Genomic DNA, 18,504 nt, shown 5'->3' with positions numbered 1-18,504 from the left:
CCCAGCTGTGCTAGCGTTGCGCCAATCGGTCCGGCGACCGCCAGACCTGCTCGCTAACGCTTGCTCTCAGGATCCGACATGCCGCTCGATGCCATCCGCCAGCAGATCCGCGCCAACTATTTGCCCGACGAAGACGAGGCGGTGAGGCGACTGTCCGCGGCTGCCAGGCTTTCGGCGGAAGAGCGCAAGGCGATCTCGGCGCGTGCGGCCGATCTGGTGCGCGCGGTGCGCGGCTCGAGCGACCCTCGGCTGATGGAGGTTTTTCTTTCGGCTTATGGCCTGTCGACCAAGGAAGGCGTGGCGCTGATGTGTCTCGCCGAGGCGCTACTGCGCGTTCCCGATGCCGAGACGATGGACGATCTCATCGCCGACAAGATCGCGCCCCATGACTGGTCGGCGCATTCGGGCAGCTCGAGTTCCATTTTCGTCAACGCCTCGACCTGGGCGCTGATGCTGACGGGCCGCGTGCTCGATGAAGGCGAGGGCGGTATCGAAGGCACGCTGCGCGCCATGGTGCGCAGGCTCGGCGAGCCGGTCATCCGCAAGGCCGTGGCGGCGGCGATGCGCGAAATGGGCGAGCAGTTCGTGCTCGGCCGCACCATCGCCGAAGCGGTCAAGCGCGGCCGTCCGATGACGCAGAAGGGCTATCTCTATTCCTTCGACATGCTGGGTGAGGCGGCCCGCACCGAGGCTGATGCGCTGCGCTATCACCGCGCCTATGCGGATGCGATTTCCTCGCTCGACGCGGGGTCCAATGGCCCGGACATTCGCTACAACCACGGCATTTCGGTCAAGCTTTCGGCACTGCATCCACGCTATGAGGTGGCGCAGAAGGAGAAGATGCTGCCGGTAATGGCCGAGCGGCTGTTGTCGCTGGCGCTTGCCGCGCGGCATTCGCGCATGGGCCTCAACATCGATGCCGAAGAGGCCGACCGGCTCGATTTGTCGCTCGACGTCATCGAACGCGTGCTCGCCGAACCGGAGCTTGCCGGCTGGGATGGTTTCGGCGTCGTCGTCCAGGCCTATGGCCCGCGCGCGGCCTTCGTCATCGACTGGCTCTATGCGCTTGCCAAAAAATACGACCGCAAGATCATGGTGCGGCTGGTGAAGGGCGCCTATTGGGACACCGAGATCAAGCGGGCACAGACGCTTGGGCTTGCCGGCTATCCGGTCTTCACCCGCAAGACCAACACCGACGTCTCGTATGTGGCCTGCGCGCGAAAACTGCTGTCGATGACCGACCGCATCTATCCGCAATTCGCCAGCCACAACGCGCACACGGTGGCTGCCATCCTGTCGATGGCGAAGGATCGCGACTCCTTCGAATTCCAGCGTCTGCACGGTATGGGCGAATCGCTGCACGAGACGGTGCGCAAGGCCGAAAGGACGCGCTGCCGCATCTACGCGCCGGTCGGTGCGCATTCCGACCTGCTCGCCTATCTGGTGCGGCGGCTCTTGGAAAACGGCGCCAACTCCTCTTTCGTCCACCAGTTGACTGACGAGGAGGTCGAGCCGGAAGAAATCGCCCGCGACCCGCTGGAGGCTGTAGAGAAACAAGGCCCCGCCGCCAATCCGGCGATCGCGCGGCCCGCCGCGATCTTCGGCGCCCACCGGCGCAATTCAAAAGGGTTCGACATCAGTGATGCGGTGACTCTTGCAGCCATCGACAGGGCGCGGGCGGAATTCGCGGGAGCGGATCGCTGGCATGCCAAGCCGATCACGCGCGCCGCCGGCTACGGCAAGCCGCGCCAGATCGTCAACCCGGCCAAGCCCGATGAGGTCGTCGGCACCGTGCAAGAGGCGGCGGCCAAGCAGGTCGCGACGGCCGTTCGCATCGCTGTGGAGGCGCAGCCGGCCTGGGCAAAACGCCCGGTTGCCGAGCGCGCCGCGATCCTCAACCGCGCCGCCGACCTCTACGAGGCCAATGCCGCCGAGTTCTTCGCTTTGGCCACTCGAGAGGCCGGCAAGTCTTTGGCCGACGGCATCGCCGAAGTGCGCGAGGCGGTCGATTTCCTGCGTTACTATGCGGCCGAGGCGGCGAATGCCGAAGCGGGCACTGAAGCCCGTGGCGCGATCGTCTGCATCTCGCCGTGGAATTTCCCGCTGGCCATCTTCACCGGCCAGATCGCGGCGGCGCTCGTCACCGGCAATTCGGTGATCGCGAAGCCCGCCGAGCAGACGCCGCTGATCGCCTTCCGCGCCGTCGAGATGCTGCGCGAGGCCGGCGTGCCGGAGGATATCATCCAGCTCCTGCCGGGTGACGGTGCGTCGGTCGGAGCGCCGCTCACCGCCGACCCGCGCATCGCAGGTGTCTGCTTTACCGGCTCGACCGAGGTCGCCAAGCTGATCGAAAAACAGCTGGCCGAAACGGCGGCGCCCGATGCCATGCTGATTGCCGAGACGGGTGGGCTGAACGCCATGATCGTCGATTCCACGGCGCTTCCCGAGCAGGCGGTGCGCGACATCCTCGCCTCCGCCTTCCAGAGCGCCGGGCAGCGCTGCTCGGCGCTGCGCGTGCTCTACGTGCAGAAGGATGTCGAGAAGAAGATGCTGGCCATGCTGAAGGGCGCGATGGAAGCCCTCAATGTCGGCGATCCGTGGCTGATCTCGACCGATGTCGGCCCGGTCATCGACGATGAGGCGCAGGCCTCGATCGGCGACTACTGCAAGAAAAAGGGGCTGGAGGGGCGCCTCATCGCCAAGCTCGAAGCGCCGGCTGCCGGCCGCTTCGTCGCGCCGCATGTCTTTCGGGTCAAAGGCATCGAGGAGATGGAGCGCGAAGTGTTCGGTCCGGTGCTGCATGTCGCCACCTTCGACGCCGACGACATCGACGCGGTGATTGCCGGCATCAACCGCAAGGGCTACGGCCTGACCTTCGGCCTGCACACCCGCATCGAGGGCCGCGTCCAGCATTTCGTCGACGGCATCCATGCCGGCAACATCTATGTCAACCGAAACCAGATCGGCGCCGTCGTCGGCTCGCAGCCCTTCGGCGGCGAGGGTCTGTCCGGCACCGGGCCGAAGGCCGGCGGGCCACATTATCTGCGCCGCTTCCGCAAGGGCCCGCAAGCCGGAACGGAAGTCGGCGACGGCCACAAGGTGACGGCGACGGAACTCGCGGACAATCTGCCGGACCCGACGCTTGGCGGTTGGTCGACGCGACCCGATCGCGTGGCGATTCTGAGAAAACATCTGCGCGGCAAGGGGGCTGCGGCCATCGCCGCCGCAGCGGGCCTCGATTTCGGGCAGGTCGACCTGCCGGGCCCGACCGGCGAGGCCAACACGCTGTCGCTGGCTCCGCGCGGACGGGTGCTCTGCCTCGGGCCGGATGCCGAGACGCTGCTTGCGCAGACAATCCAGGCTTTAGCCGCCGGCAATGCCGTTCTGGCAGTGGCGCCAGGCGCGCCGGCGGCGCTGTCGGCGTTGACCGGCAAGGGCCTGCCACTGGCGGCGATCGACGGTCGGCCGGACCCAGTCGAGGCGCGCTCGCTGCGCGTCGACGTCGTTGCCTTCTCCGGCACGCCGGAAGCGGCGCGCATCGTGCGCAAGGTGGTTGCCGAGCGCGCCGGGCCGATCGTGCCGCTGGTCAGCGAAGTGCTTAATCCGGCGGCTTATGCGCATGAGCGCGCGGTCTGCGTTGACACGACGGCGGCCGGCGGCAATGCCAGCCTGCTCGCGGCAGCCTAATCAGGTGCGGGAAGGCCGCCGCGTTAGCGGCGGTCAGGCGCCCTCGACGACCAAAAACCCTTCGAACTCGGGGTGGCCAAGATAATGCACCTTGGCGGTGCCGGCGTTGCGATGGGCGGCGCGGAAGTTCTCCGACTTCGTCCAGGCGATGAAATCGCGGAGGCTTTAAAAAGGGCCGATCTGCGCCTTGAACACCCAACTTGATTTGCCGGTCTCGGGTGGAATGGGAGGGAACGGGGCTTGCTTGCGCACCAGCGTCAAAGCGAACTGATCGAGCTCGGCGGACCCTGAACTTTCAGTGAGCTGCAGGTCGCTGACGCTGCCGTCGGCCGCGACGACGAAAACCACCCTGGCGTTGTTGCGAGCCTTGGCCTGGATCGATTTCGAAACGCGACGGTTGGCGCGCGCAAGTTTCTTCTGGATTTCACCGCTGTAGTGGGATTCCAGGGCATTGCCGGCAGCGGCCTGTTTCTTGCCCTTGCTGGCGGCAACTGGCGCGTCGCGTGTATCGCCATCCGCCGTGCCGCCGGTTGCATTGGTCTGGTCTGCCCCTGCCGATGGGGCTGGGGCGCTCGATGTCGCACTGGGGACCGGTGGCTGTTGAGGCTCGGCAAGGGGCGCTTCAGCGCTTTGCAGTTCGGTCGCGGGGGTAGGTTTGCTGTCGTCGCGGACACTCTGGTCATCCTGGCGTGGGCTGGTGGCCGCCACGATATCCGGCGCGGAAGTGGCTTCCTTGACAGCCTGCGGCGGAAGCTGAGGCGTCGGAGGCTCGCTTGCTGGTTGCTGCGCTTCGACCGGCGGAGCGGGCTGCGCGGACTGGCGTTTCACCGGCTGCGGATCGGGCACCAAGGTGACATCCACGGCGCCGGACGACTGGTCGTCCAGGGCGCTGCCGGTGACGTTGGCGCCGGACTGATCTGTGCCCTCGGCCCGAATCGCGTCCATGGAGTCGAATATCCCGGCAGGCGCGAGCAGGAACGCGGCCGCCGCAGCGCCATGGAGCAGGCCGGAAGCGATGATCGCCACCGGCCATTTGCGATGCCCGACCGATTGCCGCGGCTGCATGAGCGGCTCGGCCGGCGTGATCGCCGGTTCGCTGCCTGCATCGGAGGAGTGATTGATGTCCTGCATGTCTCGCGCCGAGACCTGCCGTACGCGATAAGAAATTGTCAAATCAAGATCGGTTGCCGCCCATGGCCCACGCCATGGCATCTCCTGGCGGGCCGGATGCAATCCCCACCTCTATACGCCGAAGGCGATGGCGGTTTTAGTCGAGGTTTTCAGGTCGCGCATGCAGGCCGTCGGCTCGACGCCGGTTCCAGCGCATTCCGTCGCGCTGTTGATCAGCACGCGGCCGAGCTTGCCGCAGTCGGCGCCCGCGAGATCGAAGCGCGTGACTTTCGTCTTGCCGACCGGCAGGTCCTTGAAATCGAGCACGGTGAGGCGGTCGACAACGCCGGACTCATTGAACAGCGCGATTTCGAAAGCGGACTTCGACAGGTCGGCGCCGAGCGCGTTGTTGACGACGAAGGTCAGCCGGCAGCCCTTGTCCGAAGGCTGCACGGCGTTGAGTTCGAGATTAAGGGCCGGCGCTGGCGCGGACTGGCCGCGCGCCGGCACCGGGCCGAGCGACATCGCCAGCGCCGAGGTCAAGAGACAGAGCGATGTCGTCAAGTTCATGGTTCTCAGCCTCCAAAGCGCATGGTTGCCGCAAGCTTCAGCGTGACGCCCGGTTCATAGAGGACGGCAGTCGTGCTTGCGTTGAGCGGATTGGTGTATTTGACATCGAACAGATTGTCGGCGCGGACGTCGAGCTTGAGGTTGTCGGTCGCCTGGTAACTGGCAAAGGCATTGACCAGCGTATAGTCCTTGGCCACCGGATTGCCCTTGGGCTTGCCGTTATATTGCACTTCACCGCCGACGGTGAGCCTGTCCTCGAGGAAGCGAAGGCCGAGCTGCGCCGTCACCTGCGAGGAGGGAATGGTGGCAAGGTCGGCCCGCTCGCCCTCATACGAGATGGTGTGGCCGTTGATGATCGAGGCCGAGAAGCCCGCATAGCCCCAGCCGGCGTCATAGACGCTTTCCAGTTCAAAACCGTTGATCTTGGCCTTGGCGAAGTTCTGATACTGGAAGCAGATCGGGATGCCGGGGCCGAACGGGCAGCCGCTGGTCGGGTCGAAGGCCGACAGCGTGACGCCGTCGATATAGTCTTCGACATTGTTGTTGAAATAGGCGGCCTTGAGCCGCAGAGCGTCGCCGCCTTCGAAAATGTCGTTCTGCTTGTAGTTGACGCCGAACTCGACGGTCTTGCCGGTCTCAGGCTTGAGATTTGGATTGGGCAGGAAGGGGAAGGTGACGCCGGCCGGATGGTTACCGCTGATCAGCGTCTCCGTCAGCGAGGGTGAGCGGTAGCCTTCCGCATAGGTGCCGTAAAACTGCAGGCCGGCGAGGTCAGCGCTTTCGAAGGGCGATACGCCGACGGTGATGCGCGGCGACAGCCGGTCGCCTGATGTCTCGTGCTCGGAGTCCTTCAGGCTGTACCTGTCGTAGCGCAGGCCGGTGATGACCTCCAGCCATTCCCAGGTCAGCTTGTCCTGGACATAGGCGCCGGAGACGTTGCGCTTACCTGACGGCGTGTAGAAGCTGTCGCCGCCGGCTGTGCCCCCGGTTTCGACGTCGTCGCCGACCCAGTCACCGCCGTAAGTCAACTCATGCGCAATGCCGGCGGTCTCGAATCGCGACGTGTTCCATATGTCGATGCCGGTCGTCCCGACATCGAAAGTCGAGAGCGACCCGGCGGGCAGCACCACGGGCAGGCCGGTCGTCGGATCGAAACGGTTCTGCGGGACGAGCGTCGTCAGATCGAGAAGCGTCTTGTTGTAAGAGGCGTTGATGTGGAGATCGAGCCAGCTTTTGGCATCGTCGGTGATGTTGTAGCGGGCGGTGAAGGTATTCGATTTCAGGTCGACATCGTTGGCCGGAATGCCGCCACTGGTCTCTGTCCACCCGTCCTTCGAGCCGACCCAGCCGAGCTTCAACTCGCTGTTCTCGGTCGGGCGAATGGTGGTCTTGAGCAGGCCGCTCAGCACGTCGAAGCCGGTGCCGGCAACGGTGTCGCCGCCACCGTTCTTGTAGTCGCCGTAGTCGCGGTAGACGATGTTACCCAAAACGTCCCAGTTCTCGTTGAAGCGATAGGCGCCGCTAGCGCTGGTGGTCCAGCCCTTGCCATTCGTTTCATAGCGACCGGTGGCGGAAGCCGCCCAGCTTTCCTCCGGCTTGAGGAAATCTCCGGCGTCCTTGGTTTCGAAGAACACCACTCCGCCGATGGCGCCGGAGCCATAGGTGTTGGCGACCGGGCCGCGGATCACGTCGACGGATTTGATGAGCTCGGGATCGACATAGAAGGTCGACTGCGTGCCGTGGTCGGAGCGCTGGAAATCCTGCCTGGCGCCGTCGACGATCACCGCCACGCGGCCGAAATCCTGCAGGCCGCGGATGTTGATGCTGGAGCTGACGCGTCGCGCGTCGGCCTGCACTGCAACTCCCGGCACGCCAAGCAGCATCTCGTTCGGCGTCGTCGCCATGCGGCGCTCAAGCTGTTCCTTGTCGACATGGCTGGCCGAGGCCAGCGACTGGATCGCCGTCTCGCCGGTGCGGCTGATGACGAGGATCTTGTCGAGCAGCGTCGAGTCGCCTGCACTTTTCTGGTCAGTCTTCTTTGTCTGGTCGCTCTGCTGGTCAGCCGCCGGCTGGGTGGCCTGTTGCGCTTTGGCCGCCGGCATACAGAGCGCGATTGCCGCCGCGCCAGCCAGCAAGGCCGCCATTTCCTTCGCCATCGGCCGATCTGTCGGCCGTCCCCAATTCACCAACCCCATGCCCCAACTCCAGATTCTCAGGCTCGATGCTGGCTGGCGCGGGGCTCGCTCGCATTTTTGATCGCGTCCGGCGTCTTAAATGTTGACTCATTTAGTCCGGTAATGCACGACTAGTAAACATGAGAAATCGAGTCAAGAATTTAATCGGCATTTGACGAGGCGACCGGCCCGGTGGCCGGCACAGGAAAAAGGGACCGAATGAGATGAACAGCCATAACCCAAGCGACTTTCACTACCGCGGCCGCCGCTCCGACGACGTGCCCGCGCGTTTTGACCGCGTGGCGATGTCAGTGCGCACGCTCTCCAGCAACGCGCTGTTCCAGGGCGAGCATGAGATCGGCATCGAACATCATGGTGCTCTCTACCGTCTGAAGATCACCCGCCAGGGCAAGCTGATCCTCAACAAGTAAGCACGATCGGCAGACGAACAGGGCAGACAAAAAGTGGGCAGGTGGACGATATGGACCAACGCGTGAAGCCGTCGCCGGACGAGATCCGGGGTTCGCGGGAAGACAATCCGAAGATGCGCGAGCGCGATTTGGCGGCCCAACTCGGCATTTCGGAAGCAGAGCTGGTCGCGGCACATTGCGGCCATGGCGCCGTGCGCGTCGAGCCGCGCGTCAATGACTTGCTGAGCGGCCTCGAAGCGGTCGGCGAAGTGATGGCGCTGACCCGCAACGAAAGCGCCGTGCACGAAAAGCTCGGCGTCTACGACAAGGTCGTCACTGGCAATCACAACGCCATGGTGCTCGGCGAGAACATCGACCTGCGCATCTTCCCGAAAGTGTGGGCACATGGCTTTGCCGTCGAGAAACGCGACGGGGGCGAGATCCGCCGCAGCCTGCAGTTCTTCGATGCGGCCGGCGAGGCCGTTCACAAGGTGCATCTGCGGGCAACCTCGAACCTCTATGCTTACCAGAAGCTGATGGCGAGCCTTGAATCGTCGAACCAGGAGCCGACGATCGCAATCGCCTCAAGCGCGCCGGAGGACGAAGTGGAGGTGCAAGCCTTGGTAGCCAGCATCGACGACCTCCGCGACCGCTGGAGCCGGATGACCGACGTGCATCAGTTCTTCGGCATGCTGAAGACCCTGAAGCTCAGCCGCCGTGAGGCGGTGCGCATGGTCGGCCAGGACTATGCATGGCTGCTCGACAATGATGCCGTCAGCGCCATGTTTCACCACGCGGCGGAAGGCGAGATGCCGATCATGTGCTTCGTCGGCAACCGCGGCTGCATCCAGATCCATTCCGGCCCGATCAAGTCGGTCAAGCCGATGGGACCATGGATTAACGTGCTCGACGAGACCTTCCACCTGCATCTGAGGACCGATCACATCCATGAAGTCTGGGCGGTGCGCAAGCCGACCAAGGATGGCCATGTCACCTCGCTCGAGGCTTACGACGCCAAGGGGGGCATGATCATCCAGTTCTTCGGCAAGCGCCATGAAGGCGAGGGCGAGCGCGACGACTGGCGCTTCCTGGCCGAGAACCTGCCCCGCATCCCCAGCCCGACCGCTGCATGAGGCGAGACTCGATGCGTGTCGTTCACCGTTTCCGCTCTGGGCTTGCGCTGCTGGTCGCCGTTCTGCTTGCCGCCGCCGCTATGCCTGCCGGAGCCGATGAAGGTAGGGCCGTCTTCTCCGACACCTCGCGGATTGCCGCCATCGGCGGCTCGATCACCGAGATCGTCTATGCGCTCGGCGAGGAAGGTCATCTCGTCGCCCGTGATTCGACCAGCTCTTTCCCGCAAGCCGCGCAGAAATTGCCTGATGTTGGCTATATGCGCGCGCTGTCGCCGGAGGGCGTTCTGTCGGTCAATCCATCGGGGATTCTAGCCCTGCATGGCAGCGGCCCGAAGGAAACCGTCGACGTGTTGAAGAAATCGAGCGTGCCCTTTATCGAGGTGCCGGAGCGCTACAGCCATGAAGGCATCCTCGAAAAGATCCGCACCGTCGGGAGGGCGCTGGGGGTCGAGGCTAAGGCGGAGCAGCTCGCTGCGGAGACGGACGCGAAGCTGAAGTCGGCCGAAAAGCAGACGGCCGCGATCAAGGAGCGCAAGCGCGTGCTGTTCGTGCTGTCGATGCAGGGCGGCAAGATCCTGGCCGCGGGCAGCGATACGGCCGGCGACGGCATCATCAGGCTTGCCGGCGCCGTCAACGCGGTCGAGGGTTTTTCGGGCTACAAGCAGCTGTCCGACGAGGCGATCGTCACCGCAAGGCCGGATGTGCTCCTGACCATGAAAAACGCCGGTCCACCGATCTCGGAAGATGAGCTGTTCGCCAATCCATCGATCGCTTCGACGCCCGCGGGAGCTGCCCGCAAGCTGATCAGCATGGATGGCGGCTACCTGCTGGGCTTCGGGCCGCGCACGGCCGCGGCCATCCACGACCTCGCCGTCTCGCTTTACGGCAATCAGGTCACGGACTGAGCGGTGATGGCCGAACAGTCGATTGCGGGGCCGGCGGGCAGGGTGAGGGCATCCGATGGCGACCGCTCGGCGCGGGCAAGGATCGTCATCCTGCTTTTGTCTGTCGCGCTTGCGCTGTCCATATTCCTGTCGCTGACCTCGGGCGCTTCGGACGCGTCCGCCGTTCGCGTCATCCGCGACTGGCTGACCGGAGGCGTGCCGGCCGATACGGCGCTCGCCGCGCGCCACCGGCTGATCGTCTATGACATCCGCATGCCGCGCGTGCTGCTCGGCGTGCTGATCGGCGCCGCGCTCGCCGTCTCCGGCGCGGTGATGCAAGGACTGTTCCGCAACCCGCTCGCCGATCCCGGCCTGATCGGCGTTTCGGCCGGCTCGAGCCTTGGCGCGGTGGCAATCATCGTGCTCGGCACAACCTGGCTTGCGCCTGTCACGCTCGCCCTTGGCACGCTCGCCCTGCCGCTGGCAGCCTTCCTCGGCGGCCTGGCGGTGACGCTGCTGCTCTATGCCATTGCGACGCGCCACGGCCGGACGTCAGTCGCCACGATGCTGCTCGCCGGCCTGGCGATCGCCGCCCTTGCCATGGCGCTGACCGGCATACTGGTCTTCGTGGCCGACGACAGGCAATTGCGCGACCTCACCTTCTGGCAGCTCGGCTCGCTTGGCGGCGCCACTTGGCCGAAAATCGGCACGGTCGGACCGGTGATCTTGCTGGCACTGGCGACGATGCCGTTTCTGTCGCGCGGCCTCGATGCGCTGGCGCTCGGCGAGGCGACCGCCGGCCATCTCGGCATTCCGGTCCAGCGGCTGAAATACACGGCCATCGTCGGCGTGTCGGCGGCGGTCGGTGCGTCGGTCGCCGTCAGCGGAGGCATCGGCTTCATCGGCATCGTCGTGCCGCATCTGTTGCGCCTCGCCATCGGTCCGGAAAACCGCTACCTGTTGCCGGCCTCGGCCTTGCTCGGCGCCTCGCTGCTTCTGCTTGCCGACGCGGTCGCCCGCACCATCGTCGCTCCGGCCGAACTGCCGATCGGCATCGTCACGGCAGTGGCCGGCGCGCCGTTCTTCCTGTGGATCCTGCTGCGCAAGCGCGGCGTCATTGATCTGTGAGCAGCCGATGATCGAAGCCCGGGACATCTCCGTAGCGATCGGCTCCAGGCGCATCGTGTCGCGTGTCGATTTCACGGCGCGGCCGGGCGAGGTAACGGCAATCGTCGGGCCCAATGGCTCGGGCAAGACGACGCTGCTCAAGGCGCTAACGGGCGAGCTCTCCTATACCGGCACTGTCATCCTCAATGGCCGAGACCTGGTTTCCATGAAGCCGGTGGAGGCAGCGACGCATCGCGCCGTGCTGCCGCAGTCCACCACGCTGTCCTTTCCCTTCACGGTGCTAGAGATCGTTCGTCTCGGCCTGATCGGCGGGCGTTCCGGGGTGCTGCCCGGCGAGGATGCGCGCTTGCCCGAGCGGGCGCTGGCGCGTGTCGATCTCGACGGCTTTGCCTGCCGCTTCTACCAGGAGCTTTCAGGCGGCGAGCAGCAGCGCGTCCAGCTTGCCCGTGTGCTCTGCCAGGTCTGGGCGCCGGTGCTCGAGGGCAGGCCGCGCTACCTTTTCCTCGACGAGCCTGTCTCCAGCCTCGACGTCAAGCACCAACTGATCATCATGAATATTGCGGGCGATTTCGCGCGGCGCGGCGGCGGCGTGGTGGCGATCCTGCACGACCTCAATCTGACGGCCATGTATGCCGACCGGATTTTCGTGCTCTCTCGTGGCCAACTGGCTGCCGCCGGCTCACCGCAAGAAGTGCTCAATGACGAGCTGATCGAAAAGGTGTTCGACTGCCGGCTCAAGGTCGGCGCACTGCCTGCTGGAAGTGTTCCGTTCGTGTTGCCGCAATCGGCAGCTTAGGCAGCCGGGGCGCGCTGCTCCAGGAGATCGATGCCAAGCAGGTGGCGCACATTCGGGCGCGCGGCGACGAGGTCGGCGATCGTGTAGCGGGAGAGCACGGCGAAGAAGGCATTGAGCGCTTCGCGCAGTGCCGAATTCAAGGCGCAGCTGTCGACCAGCGGGCATTCGGCGGCGTCGTTCTCGAAGCACTCGGCCATGGCGAAGCTCTCTTCGGTGACGCGCACGACGTCGAACAGGCTGATCTGCTCCGCCGGGCGGCCGAGCCTGACGCCGCCATTGCGGCCGCGCACCGTCTCGACCAGGCCGGCCTCGACCAGCGGCTGCAGGATCTTGAACAAAAACAGCTCCGAAACCGAATAGGCGGTGGCGATCTCGGGGATGCGGCTCAGGCGGTCGCTGTTCGCGGCGCAATACATCAGTATGCGCATCGCATAGTTCGTCTGGCGCGTGAGCCGCATGTGGTATCCTCGCGAAATGAGCTTGGGCCGAATATGGCCCATAGTTTGGAACAATTCCAGACTGGACCGCTACATAGCTGAATAAACTTATCAACTTTTTGTGCGTGTCCGCTGCATCGCGCCGCAATGCGCTTTGAGCGAGCGTTTCCCCGGCGCAGGCCCTAGATAAGTCCGGGTGCAATAGGGAAGGCCTTTCCATGTCACAATCAGCTCAGGCCCTCGCGCCGGTTCGATTCGACGCCGATGCGCAGGCAAAGCTCTCGGCATTGCGGCGGACCAAGTTCGTCGCCGCCGCAGCGCTTGGCCTGTGCATCCTTGTCTTCGCGCTCGCCAAGTCTTTAGAGATCACCCATCCGTGGCTCGGCTTTGTTGCCGCGTTCGCCGAGGCGGCGATCATTGGCGGGCTGGCCGACTGGTATGCGGTCGTGGCGTTGTTCAGGCGCCCGCTCGGCCTGCCGATCCCGCACACGGCCATCATTCCTGAGAACCAGCACCGCATCGCCGACAATCTCGGCCGGTTCATCGAGGCCAATTTCCTTGCGCCGGAGCCCGTGCGGGAAAAGCTCGCCGAGGTCGACTTTGCGGCCCTCGTCGCCGACTGGTTGGCCGACGCCGAACGCGCCGCCGACCTGTCGCGATTCGTCGCCCGCCTGGTGCCGCAGACGCTGACCGCCGTGGAGCAGTCCGGGCTGCGCGACTTCGTCACCAGCCGCTTGCTGGAGCAGATCGAAAAGGTGCCGCTGGCGCCTTTAGCCGCGGAGCTGTTGTCGGCGCTCACCGACGACCGGCGCCACCAGAAACTGTTCGACGAGTTCACCAGGGTGGTCGGGCGCTTCCTGAACGACGAGAAGGCGCTGGCGACGATGCGCGAAAAGATCCGTGAGGAACTGCCGTCGCTGTTCAACTTGTTTCGCGCCGACGCCTATCTGCTCAAGAAGATTGTCGCTTCCGCCGGGTTGCTGCTGGAGGAGGTGCGGGCCGATCCCGATCATCCGGCGCGCGCCGAGTTCGACCGTTTCGTACTTCGCTTCGTCGAGCGGCTCAGGACCTCGAAGCAATATGCAAGGCGCGCCGAAAAGCTGAAGCGCGATTTCCTGGGCCGTCCGGAAGTCAGGGCTCTCGCCGGCGACACTTGGGCAAGCCTGCGCTTGTTCATCGAGCAGGACGCCAACGCGGCCAATTCGACGATTCGCGAGCACCTCGCCAACCTGTTCGTCGAGGTCGGACGACATTTGGCCGACGATGCCCAGATCAGGGCCGACATGAACCAGGGTTTTGTTGTGGCGCTCGCCTCCTTCGTCGAAAGCCAGAAGAGCGGCGTGTCGAAATTCATCGCCGATCAGGTCAAGCGCTGGGATCTGGCCCAGCTGACGCGGCTGATCGAGATCAATATCGGCAAGGACCTGCAGTATATCCGCTTCAACGGCATGGTGATCGGCGGTCTGGCCGGCTTGGCACTCTATACGGCGGAGCGGCTGCTTCTCCTCAATTGACGCGGACCGGGCGCGCACTATTCTCCCTAGTGGGCGCTGTAAGAGCGGCAGATCGGGAGGCGACGACATGGCAAGACAACCGGAATCCGACTCTTTTCTGGACATCTTCAGCAGGTTCGGCCGCGACTTGAAGCTGCCGAAGGTCGACATCCAGGCGATCCTCGATCACCACCGCAGGAATCTCGAGGCTCTGGAGAAGTCGGCCCGGGCAAGCGCCGCCGGCGCGTCATCCATTCTGTCGAGACAGCACGAAATGGTGCAGGAGGCGCTCGGCGAAATTACCCGGATGGCACGCAACTACCAGCCTCCGGGCAATCCGCAGGAGTTGATGACGAAGCAGGTGGATTTCGCCAGGAAATCCTTCGAGACAACGCTGAAGAATGCCGGCGAGGTCGCCGACCTGGTTCGGAAATCCGGCACCGAATCGGTCGAAATCCTGCGCGACAGGATCAAGGACGCGATGGCGGAAATCCGGGCCGGCTACGACGGGAAGTGAGCAATCCAGGGCGCCTATTCGGGTTTTCCGGATCGGGTTCAGGCGGCTGAGCAATCGGCGCGTGCGGCTGCGCGTTCGCGGCTTGCCGTAAAACCGTCAAGTCTGAGGGTGAAATCGAGGCGCCGCGAATTGACAGGAGCCGCCGGTTCATGGTCGGGAGATTGGCAGAAGCCAGCAGGAAAGCAGGAATGACGGAAAATCGGCCGAGGACGCCGCCGACCTTCGAACAGTTGCGGACAATGGCCGGCCAGGAGATCGGCGTGTCGGACTGGACGACGGTCGACCAGCAGCGCATCGACCAGTTCGCCCAATGCACGGGCGACCACCAGTGGATACATGTCGATCCGGAGCGCGCGAAGCGGCAGAGCCCGTTCCGCACTACGATCGCGCATGGCTATCTGACGCTGTCGATCATCGGCGCGCTGGCGCTGGAGATGGGCATCGTGCCGGAAAACACGCAAGCCGCCTTCAACTATGGCTTCGACAAAGTGCGCTTCCTGGCGCCGGTGAAGTCCGGCGCACGTATCCGGCTGCGCACGACGCTGCTCACCATGGAAGACCGCGGCCCCGGCCAATATCTGATGAAGGCCGCGAACACCGTCGAGATCGAGGGCGAGCAGAAGCCGGCGCTGACTGCCGAGACGCTGGTGATGATGTATGAGCGCCGCAAGCGGGCAGGCGCCTAAGCTCTGCCGCTGCCGGGCTGCGACGCGCCTTTGCGGCGGGACGCGGCCATTGCCCTTTCAAGCACTCTGAAGTTGCGCTTATCGGCGCATTGGGCGACGTTGAAACGCATGAAGCGGCCGGCGGAGTGCGACAGGCTGAAAGCGTTGCCGGGCGCCAGCACGACATTATCCGCCAGCGCATGGCGGGCGACATCGGCGGCGTCGATGGCGTCGGGCAGGCGGCACCACAGGAACATGCCGGCCCCCTGATCGATCCAGGGCAAAACGTCCATTGCTTTCAGCCTGCCGGCTGTTTCGGCCATTGCGCGCGACAGGCGGGTGCGCAACTGCTCGACATGCTTGCGGTAGATGCCGTCCTTCAGCAGAGTCAGCACCAGTTCCGAGGAGAGTCTCCCGCCGCCGAAAGTCGTGGCGATCTTGAGGTCAATCAGCCGTTCCATCCAGTCGCGGGGCGCGGCGATGAAGCCGCATCGCACCGAAGCCGACAGCGTCTTGGAGAAGGAACCGATCTGGACGACGCGGCCGAGGCCATCGAAGGCCGCCAGCCGCGGCGCCGGCGCGTGCTCGAAATCGGCGAAGATGTCATCCTCGACGATGGCGAGATCCGATTGATCGGCAAGCTTGAGCAGCCGGTGCGCTATAACCGGCGAGAGCACCGCGCCGGTTGGGTTGTGAAGCGCGGAATTGGTGATGTAGAGGCGCGGCCGGTGCTCGGAGAGCGCTTGCGCGAAGAGGTCGATATCGGGCCCCGAGGGTGTCATCGCGACACCGACCACTTTGGCGCGATGCGCGCGCAGCAGCGCATGGAAGTTGAAATAGCAGGGATCGTCGACCAGCACCGCATCGCCCGGCTCGAGGAGCAAGCGGCACAGCAGGTCGATCGCCTGCGTCCCGGACTCGGTGAGCATGATCTGATCCGGCGAAGCCTCGACGCCGTGCGCCGACAGGCGGCGGGCAAGCAGCTGCCGCAGTGCCGGCAGGCCGAGCGGCGTGCCGTAGTCGGCAAGCGTCGCATCGTCGGCTCGGGCGGCGCCGCGCAGTGCTTGCCGCAACGCGGCCTGAGGCATCCAGGAAGCCGGCAGCCAGCCGCAGCCCGGTTTCAGCATATCGTCGCCTGCCTCCAGGGCTTGCCGCGAGACCCAGAGCGGGTCGACGGCGCGGTCGAGCCGCGGGCCGATCTCGGCCAGCGACAGCGGCGCAAGCGGGCCGGCAGCAAAGAAGCCGGAGCCCGGCCGCGAGCGGATCGTGCCTTCCGCCGCAAGCCGCTCATAGGCCTCGACCACCGTAGATTTTGACACCTGCATCGTGCCGGCGAAGGCGCGGATCGAAGGCAAGCGCGCGCCCGGCGTCAGGAGGCGCGCGGCGATCCGCTGCCGGATTGCCGACATGACGGCTTCGACGAGCGTTCCGGCATTCGTCGCCTTCGGGTCGGGAGTGTCCATCTGTACTTCCCTGTCGACCAATACAGTTTTGCGGAATTGTACCCCATTGTCTCTGGCGATGCCATGCGCTGCGCCGGTACAGAAGCGCAAACGGAGCGGATGATGGATAAGAGTTTCAACGGCTGGCTCAACGGCTTCATCGGCGTACTGATCTTCAGCGGCTCGTTGCCGGCGACGCGCGTGGCGGTGGTCGATTTCGACCCGACATTCCTGACATCGGCCCGTGCGGCGATCGCTGGCCTGCTCGGCATCGCAATGCTGTTCCTATTCCGCGAGAAGCGCCCGGATCGCGGCGATCTGGTCTCGCTGGTCATCGTTGCGCTGGGCGTCGTGGTTGGCTTTCCCCTTCTAACGGCGCTGGCGCTCAAACATGTCACGGCGGCGCATTCCATCATCTTTGTCGGCCTGCTGCCGCTGGCGACAGCGATCTTCGGTGTGCTGCGCGGCGGCGACCGTCCGCGCCCGGCCTTCTGGCTGTTTTCCTGCCTGGGCAGCACGCTCGTCGCGGGTTTCGCGCTGTCGCAAGGCGTGACCGCCTCACCGGTCGGCGACGGGTTGATGCTCGCAGCCATCATCGCTTGCGGGCTGGGCTATGCGGAAGGTGCGGCGCTGTCGCGCAAGCTCGGCGGCTGGCAGGTGATCTGCTGGGCCTTGGCGCTGTCGCTGCCGGTCATGTTGGCGCTGAGTTTTGCGACCCTGCCGCCGTCTTTTGCCACTGTCGGCTCCGGCGCATGGATCGGCCTCGCCTATGTCTCGCTGTTCAGCATGCTGATCGGCTTCGTGTTCTGGTATCGCGGCCTGGCGCAGGGCGGCATCGCCGCGGTCGGGCAATTGCAACTGCTGCAGCCCTTCTTTGGCCTGGCGCTCGCAGCGAGTCTGCTGCACGAGCAGGTCAGCCCGCTGATGGTGGTGGTCACGCTCGGCGTGGTGGCCTGCGTGTTCGGGGCGAAGAAGTTCGCCAGGTAGGGAGCCTACTCAAAACTTCGTCACCACGCCGATGCCGATGCCCTCGAAGCCGCCCATCGCCATCAATGCGGCTGGCGCCTCATCGAGGCTGATCCTTTTGCCGACCAACAGTTCGGGCTTCAGCTTGCCGGTGCGAATCATGTCCATCATGGCGGAATAGCGGTAGGCCTGCATGCCGTGGCTGCCGAGGATTTCGAGCTCGAAGGCGATGACCTTGTCCATCGGCACTTGCGGGCGGGCATGGTCGCCCAGCATCAGCCCGACCTGAACATGGCGACCGCGCCGGCGCAGATTGGCGATCGAGTTGAAGCACGTGGTTGGATGGCCGAGCGCGTCCATCGACATATGCGCGCCGCCGTTGGTGATCTGCTTGACGGCCTTGACGACATTGGGCGTGGTCGAAGCGTTGATGGTCGCGACCGCCCCGATCCTTTTCGCAAACTCCAGCTTCTCGTCGGTGAGGTCGATGGCGATGACATTGGCGCCCATGGCGCTGGCGATCATGATCGCCGAGAGACCGACACCGCCGCAGCCATGCACCGCCACCCACTCGCCGGGCGTCACCCGGCCCTGGTCGACGATGGCGCGGAAGGAGGTGACGAAGCGGCAGCCGAGGCTGGCGGCAGTGGCGAACTCCATCTCGTCCGGCAGGCGTACGAGATTGGTGTCGGCATGCTCGATGCCGACATATTCGGCGAACGAGCCCCAGCCCGTGAAGCCAGGTTGGGTCTGGTGCTCGCAGACCTGATGGTTGCCGGAGTTGCATTCGAAGCAGCGGCCGCAGCCGACGGCGAAAGGCACGGTGACGCGGTCGCCGGCCTTCCAGCGGCTCACCTGCTTGCCGGCGGCGACGACGACGCCCGCCAGTTCATGGCCGGGGACATGCGGCAGCGTGATGCCGTCGTCATGACCCATCCAGCCATGCCAGTCGCTGCGGCAAAGACCGGTCGCCTCGACCTTGATGACGACGCCATCCCCCGCCGGCTTGGGGTCAGGCACGGTCTGGATCGTGGGAGCTTCGCCGAATTTTTCGAAGACGACAGCTTTCATGGGAGTGCTTTCTATCCAGTT

At 64.9% G+C, this 18,504-nt stretch carries 16 protein-coding genes and 1 pseudogene; 10 read left to right on the top strand and 7 right to left on the bottom strand.

Going from position 1 to position 18,504, the window contains the following annotated elements:
* Positions 1-78 precede the first annotated feature (78 nt).
* Positions 79-3,687, top strand: a complete 3,609-nt coding sequence (gene putA / locus P9228_RS08260; RefSeq protein ID WP_278052986.1) for a bifunctional proline dehydrogenase/L-glutamate gamma-semialdehyde dehydrogenase PutA — start codon at positions 79-81, stop codon at positions 3,685-3,687.
* Between the two features lie 33 nt (positions 3,688-3,720).
* On the opposite strand, the pseudogene P9228_RS08255 reads toward putA, so the two are convergent.
* The 4 genes and pseudogenes from P9228_RS08255 to P9228_RS08240 all read right to left on the bottom strand — a co-directional run.
* A pseudogene (locus P9228_RS08255) lies at positions 3,721-3,843 on the bottom strand (antibiotic biosynthesis monooxygenase); the annotation flags it as partial.
* Between the two features lie 9 nt (positions 3,844-3,852).
* The gene (locus P9228_RS08250; protein ID WP_278052985.1) at positions 3,853-4,818 is read right to left on the bottom strand and encodes a TonB family protein; all 966 of its coding nucleotides are present in this window, start codon (positions 4,816-4,818) and stop codon (positions 3,853-3,855) included.
* Positions 4,819-4,929: 111 nt separating this feature from the next.
* A complete protein-coding gene (locus P9228_RS08245; RefSeq protein ID WP_127326061.1) occupies positions 4,930-5,367 on the bottom strand; it encodes a hypothetical protein in 438 nt (145 codons plus the stop codon).
* Between the two features lie 5 nt (positions 5,368-5,372).
* Positions 5,373-7,562, bottom strand: a complete 2,190-nt coding sequence (locus P9228_RS08240) for a TonB-dependent hemoglobin/transferrin/lactoferrin family receptor (RefSeq protein WP_127404261.1) — start codon at positions 7,560-7,562, stop codon at positions 5,373-5,375.
* Positions 7,563-7,765: 203 nt separating this feature from the next.
* On the opposite strand from P9228_RS08240, the gene hemP reads away from it, so the two are divergent.
* The 5 genes from hemP to P9228_RS08215 are packed head-to-tail and all read left to right on the top strand — an operon-like array spanning position 7,766 to position 11,892.
* Complete coding sequence (hemP, locus tag P9228_RS08235) at positions 7,766-7,972, top strand: hemin uptake protein HemP (protein WP_278052984.1); 207 nt, start codon at positions 7,766-7,768, stop codon at positions 7,970-7,972.
* A 50-nt stretch (positions 7,973-8,022) separates the two neighbouring features.
* Positions 8,023-9,084: a hemin-degrading factor gene (locus P9228_RS08230; RefSeq protein WP_278052983.1), complete on the top strand. Its 1,062-nt coding sequence runs from the start codon at positions 8,023-8,025 to the stop codon at positions 9,082-9,084.
* A gap of 11 nt (positions 9,085-9,095) precedes the next feature.
* Positions 9,096-9,989 (top strand): hemin ABC transporter substrate-binding protein, encoded by an 894-nt coding sequence (locus P9228_RS08225; RefSeq protein ID WP_278052982.1) that lies wholly within the window; start codon positions 9,096-9,098, stop codon positions 9,987-9,989.
* Positions 9,990-9,995: 6 nt separating this feature from the next.
* A complete protein-coding gene (locus tag P9228_RS08220) occupies positions 9,996-11,096 on the top strand; it encodes an iron ABC transporter permease (RefSeq protein WP_278052981.1) in 1,101 nt (366 codons plus the stop codon).
* Between the two features lie 7 nt (positions 11,097-11,103).
* Positions 11,104-11,892, top strand: coding sequence for a heme ABC transporter ATP-binding protein (locus tag P9228_RS08215; protein WP_278052980.1), 789 nt, complete (start codon positions 11,104-11,106; stop codon positions 11,890-11,892).
* Here the strand turns inward: P9228_RS08215 and rirA are convergent.
* Complete coding sequence (gene rirA, locus P9228_RS08210; protein WP_066999863.1) at positions 11,889-12,350, bottom strand: iron-responsive transcriptional regulator RirA; 462 nt, start codon at positions 12,348-12,350, stop codon at positions 11,889-11,891. The two genes, P9228_RS08215 and rirA, sit on opposite strands and share 4 nt — an antisense overlap.
* 197 nt (positions 12,351-12,547) lie before the next feature.
* On the opposite strand from rirA, the gene P9228_RS08205 reads away from it, so the two are divergent.
* The 3 genes from P9228_RS08205 to P9228_RS08195 all read left to right on the top strand — a co-directional run bounded on the left by P9228_RS08205 (position 12,548) and on the right by P9228_RS08195 (position 15,025).
* Positions 12,548-13,843, top strand: coding sequence for a DUF445 domain-containing protein (locus tag P9228_RS08205; RefSeq protein ID WP_095801904.1), 1,296 nt, complete (start codon positions 12,548-12,550; stop codon positions 13,841-13,843).
* A gap of 67 nt (positions 13,844-13,910) precedes the next feature.
* Complete coding sequence (phaP, locus tag P9228_RS08200; protein WP_066999869.1) at positions 13,911-14,339, top strand: TIGR01841 family phasin; 429 nt, start codon at positions 13,911-13,913, stop codon at positions 14,337-14,339.
* Between the two features lie 188 nt (positions 14,340-14,527).
* The gene (locus tag P9228_RS08195) at positions 14,528-15,025 is read left to right on the top strand and encodes a MaoC family dehydratase (protein ID WP_066999871.1); all 498 of its coding nucleotides are present in this window, start codon (positions 14,528-14,530) and stop codon (positions 15,023-15,025) included.
* Here P9228_RS08195 and P9228_RS08190 read toward each other — a convergent pair.
* Positions 15,022-16,467: a PLP-dependent aminotransferase family protein gene (locus P9228_RS08190; protein WP_278052979.1), complete on the bottom strand. Its 1,446-nt coding sequence runs from the start codon at positions 16,465-16,467 to the stop codon at positions 15,022-15,024. The two genes, P9228_RS08195 and P9228_RS08190, sit on opposite strands and share 4 nt — an antisense overlap.
* 102 nt (positions 16,468-16,569) lie before the next feature.
* Here P9228_RS08190 and P9228_RS08185 point away from each other — a divergent pair, with 102 nt between their 5' ends.
* Positions 16,570-17,433 (top strand): DMT family transporter, encoded by an 864-nt coding sequence (locus P9228_RS08185; RefSeq protein ID WP_278052978.1) that lies wholly within the window; start codon positions 16,570-16,572, stop codon positions 17,431-17,433.
* Between the two features lie 9 nt (positions 17,434-17,442).
* Here the strand turns inward: P9228_RS08185 and P9228_RS08180 are convergent, their stop codons facing one another.
* Positions 17,443-18,483 (bottom strand): zinc-dependent alcohol dehydrogenase family protein, encoded by a 1,041-nt coding sequence (locus P9228_RS08180; protein ID WP_067329463.1) that lies wholly within the window; start codon positions 18,481-18,483, stop codon positions 17,443-17,445.
* Positions 18,484-18,504: the final 21 nt, after the last annotated feature.

The sequence above is a fragment of the Mesorhizobium sp. WSM4898 genome, assembly GCF_029625845.1.
Lineage (GTDB): Bacteria > Pseudomonadota > Alphaproteobacteria > Rhizobiales > Rhizobiaceae > Mesorhizobium.
Note: the sequence above shows the minus strand (reverse complement) of the source record. Positions and strands in the feature narration are given on the sequence as shown.